Here is a 4,201-nt window from a genome sequence, read left to right as displayed (position 1 = left end):
ACAGAAAAACTGGTTATCCAGTTTTTTCATGCAATGCAGGTTGGGCATAGCGAGGCTTGAAAATTTAATTATGTATCAGTCCGATTTGTTAGAGAACCATTTTTTGAAAAAAGGGCACAATACCCTATCATTTAAGTCACCACAACTAAAGAAAGAGAGGGATTGTGCCTATGTCTAATTATATTATAAAAACATTAGATTATAAAGGAAAACACATTATGTTTGAAGATGACATTCAACAAGTTTATAAAGAAAAACACCTATATATAATGGTTACAATTTAGTTGAACTATGATTCAACCGTTCAATATCCATTATATTAGGTGTTGTTTTTATTCATCTTTGTACTTCTCTATATTTCTCTATTATTTTTTTACTTAAATAATCTACAAATTACTATTAATAACATTTAATTAATGTGTTTCTTTAATTATTTTATTAATAAAATAATCAGTTACCCTATAATCATCTGTTAGTTCAGGATGAAATGATACACCTAAGTATTGATTTTGTTTAACAGCTACAATTTTATCATTAACTGTAGACAATATTTCTACATTTTCTCCAACATTAGCAATATGTGGCGCTCGAATGAAGACGCCTTCTATATCGTTAGCTATTCCTTTTATCTCTAGTTCAGTTTCAAAGCTGTCTACTTGTCTTCCAAATGAATTACGTTCTACTGTTATGTTCAATTTATTTAAATATCCAGTTTCTCCAACAATATCTTGTGCTAATACAATTAATCCAGCACAAGTACCAAACATTGGTAATGATGATTGTTGTAACGCTTCCTTAAAACCATATAAATTCATTAAACGTCTCAATGTCGTTGATTCTCCACCAGGAAGAATTAAACCCTCAATTTCATTTAATTGCTCAACTCTTTTTACGGCTATACCTTCATGTCCACTTAATTCGATGTGTCGAATATGCTCACGAACGGCACCTTGTAATGCTAATACACCTATTTTCATAACCTTACCAACCACGCTCTTGCATACGTTCTTCTAATGATAATTGATTTATATCTAGACCTTTCATAGCAGTACCTAATTCACTTGCTAATTTACCTATTAACTCATAATCTTGATAATGTGTTGTTGCTTGTACGATAGCTTTTGCAAATTTTTCAGGATCTTCTGATTTGAAAATACCAGACCCAACAAACACACCATCAGCTCCAAGTTCCATCATTAAAGCTGCATCTTGAGGTGTTGCTACTCCACCTGCAGCGAAGTTAACTACTGGTAAACGACCGTTATCTTTAATTTGTTTTAAAATTTCATACGGTACACCGATATCTTTAGCAAATGTCATGATTTCATCTTCATTCATAACAGTTAAACGACTTACTTCAGAATTAACTTGTCTCATATGTCTTACAGCTTCTACTATATTTCCTGTTCCCGGTTCACCTTTAGTACGTAACATTGCCGCACCTTCTCCAATTCTTCTTGCAGCCTCACCTAAATTACGACAGCCACATACAAATGGAACAGTAAACTGGTCTTTTCTTAAATGATATTCTTCATCAGCAGGTGTTAAAACTTCTGATTCATCTATATAGTCTACTCCCATTGATTCTAAAACACGGGCTTCAGTAATATGTCCAATCCGTGCTTTTGCCATTACAGGAATTGACACTGCATTCATTACTTCTTCAACAATTTTAGGATTAGCCATACGTGCAACCCCACCAGCTGCTCTAATATCTGATGGTACCCTTTCTAATGCCATTACAGCTACTGCCCCTGCTTCTTCAGCAATTCTAGCTTGTTCAGCGTTAACTACGTCCATAATAACGCCGCCTTTCTGCATTTCAGCCATACCACGTTTTACTCGTTCAGAACCAATAATTTTACTCATAGATATTTCACTCCTATATCATTTGATTAAATTTATTTTAAAATATAAACTGATATTTAAACAGGTACAAAATGACATAAAATTAAGGGGTCAGTTTAACAATGAAATCTACTTTATATATTGAATTGTACGAAAAACTAAAGAAACAAATAATAGAAGGACAATTTAAAGCTAATGACAAATTTTACTCAAAAAGACAACTTGGAAATCATCTTTCAGTAAGTCAAACAACAATAGAACATGCATATCATCTTTTACAAGATGAAGGATATATATATTCTAAACCTAAATCTGGATTCTTTGTCTCTGATATTGAGTCTTTACCTATTTTTCAGAATTATAATTATGAAATATTATCTATTGATGATACTTTAAATAAAAAAAATTCGTTTACAGAAAATGAATATTCATTTAAACTAGCTCAAATTGATACTAAATATTTTCCTATTGATCTATTCAGAAAATATTCCAAAGATGTATTTGATGCTAATAACTTAACTTTATTGCAACGTGGAGATATTCAAGGAGAAGTGGAGTTGCGTCAGCAAATAACTCAATATTTATTTAATAGTCGTGGAGTAACTTGTCATCCAAATCAAGTAATCATTGGATCATCAACAGAACAATTACTCAATTTATTAGTAACTTTACTCAATGATTCTTCATTTATAATAGAAAAACCTAGTTATCCACCTATAAAATTTGTCTTAGATAAACAACATGTTAGTTATGATCAAATCAAAGTTGAAAAAAACGGGATTAACGTTGATGAAGTCATTAAATCTAATAAAAATATAGTATATATAACACCTTCTCATCAATTTCCAACAGGCTTTATTATGGATTTAAAAAAGAGAACACAACTCATCAACTGGGCACAAGAAAATGAAAATAGATACATAATAGAAGATGACTATGATTCAGAATTTAGATATTATGGTAAACCTATTCCAGCATTACAAAGTTTAGATTCAAAAGAAAAAGTGATATATATAAGTACATTTTCAAAGTCAATTTTTCCAAGTTGTAGAATTGCTTATTTAGTTCTTCCTTCAAAACTACTGCAACGTTTTTACAATCAACAGCATAAAGAAACAAATACTGTTCCGGTTCATATGCAAAAAATAGTTTCTCTTTTCATGGAAAGTGGCAGTTTTAATAGACACTTAAATAGAATGAGAAAAGTCTATAGAAATAAATTATCTTTTATACTTAAGGAATTAAAACCATATGAAGATCAATTAACTATAGAAGGTGCAGAAACAGGTATGCATTTTAATATAACTGTTACGAATGGGTTAACCTTGAAAGAATGTCTAGATAGAGCTATGACAGAAAAATTAGAATTACAAGTTTATAATTATGAAGAAAGTGATAATTATAATAAATTACCTAAATTTATTCTTGGGTTTGGAGGAATAAATGAAGACAAATTAAAAGCACATACTGATGCATTAATTAGAGCTTTAATTATATAGTAACACTTCTTTGAAAAAAGTTAGTGTTACTTATACAATAGCTTGTCTATTGTACAATAATTAAGTTGCTTTAAAAATGATTTTCTGTCAAATTGGACTGATATATAATTACTTTATAAAATCTCCCATCCCAATTTGCACGTTATAATAAAAATTCTAATTATTGATTTTTTGTGTTAGGTTACTAATGACCAATCTGCAGTGCATGAAAAACGGATAACCAATTTTTTATGTTAAGTACATACTTCAGGAATTTCAACTTCAAAACAATTCCTATTTTAGATAATTTTAAAGATCGTACATACTTAAATAGTCAATAGTGTACATTATTAAATTATCATTTCCACATAGGCGCATTATCTCCTTAGATTATTTGTTTAGTCACTTTTAATTATAGAGATAATTGCGCTTTTTCATATTCAAAATACAAAAATCGGACTAATAGAAAATAACTTAAAATTTTCTATCAGTCCGATTTATTATAGAACCAAAAAATAGAGACCTTGCGGTCTCAATGCGGCTCATCGCATCCATTTTTATTGCCTGGCAACGTCCTACTCTAGCGGAACGTAGTCTGCTACCATCGGCGCTAAGGCGCTTTCTTGACTTGAGACAACCGCTCGCATCTTTCCTCATTGACGTCTCTCTCTGACTCCTTTAGCTCGTCTAAAGTCGTGGCGTTCGTTCCTTATTTCGTCAGCTTCAAACGCTTGCTCTGCATCAAGTCCTTCTATACCTTCATGTCTTTTAGACAATAAAAAAAGAGACCTTACGGTCTCAATGCGGCTCATCGCATCCATTTTTATTGCCTGGCAACGTCCTACTCTAGCGGAACGTAAGTCCGACTACCATCG

At 31.3% G+C, this 4,201-nt stretch carries 4 protein-coding genes; 1 reads left to right on the top strand and 3 read right to left on the bottom strand.

Annotation, left to right across the window (positions count from 1 at the left end; genetic code table 11):
- Nucleotides 1-413 precede the first annotated feature (413 nt).
- Together pdxT and pdxS are read right to left on the bottom strand one after the other, a co-directional pair.
- Nucleotides 414-977, bottom strand: coding sequence for a pyridoxal 5'-phosphate synthase glutaminase subunit PdxT (gene pdxT, locus CD113_RS10625; RefSeq protein ID WP_002461506.1), 564 nt, complete (start codon nucleotides 975-977; stop codon nucleotides 414-416).
- A gap of 4 nt (nucleotides 978-981) precedes the next feature.
- Nucleotides 982-1,869, bottom strand: a complete 888-nt coding sequence (gene pdxS, locus CD113_RS10620) for a pyridoxal 5'-phosphate synthase lyase subunit PdxS (protein ID WP_002461505.1) — start codon at nucleotides 1,867-1,869, stop codon at nucleotides 982-984.
- Nucleotides 1,870-1,970: 101 nt separating this feature from the next.
- Between pdxS and pdxR the strand changes: the two genes are divergently transcribed.
- Nucleotides 1,971-3,347 carry a MocR-like pyridoxine biosynthesis transcription factor PdxR gene (pdxR, locus tag CD113_RS10615; RefSeq protein ID WP_002461504.1) on the top strand — a complete coding sequence of 459 codons (1,377 nt, stop codon included), beginning with the start codon at nucleotides 1,971-1,973 and terminating at the stop codon, nucleotides 3,345-3,347.
- A gap of 632 nt (nucleotides 3,348-3,979) precedes the next feature.
- On the opposite strand, the gene CD113_RS12965 is transcribed toward pdxR, so the two are convergent.
- Nucleotides 3,980-4,102, bottom strand: coding sequence for a hypothetical protein (locus tag CD113_RS12965; protein WP_269457578.1), 123 nt, complete (start codon nucleotides 4,100-4,102; stop codon nucleotides 3,980-3,982).
- Nucleotides 4,103-4,201: the final 99 nt, after the last annotated feature.

The organism is Staphylococcus simiae, from assembly GCF_002902085.1.
Taxonomy (GTDB): Bacteria; Bacillota; Bacilli; order Staphylococcales; family Staphylococcaceae; genus Staphylococcus; species Staphylococcus simiae.
This window is presented reverse-complemented; position numbering and strand designations above follow the sequence as displayed.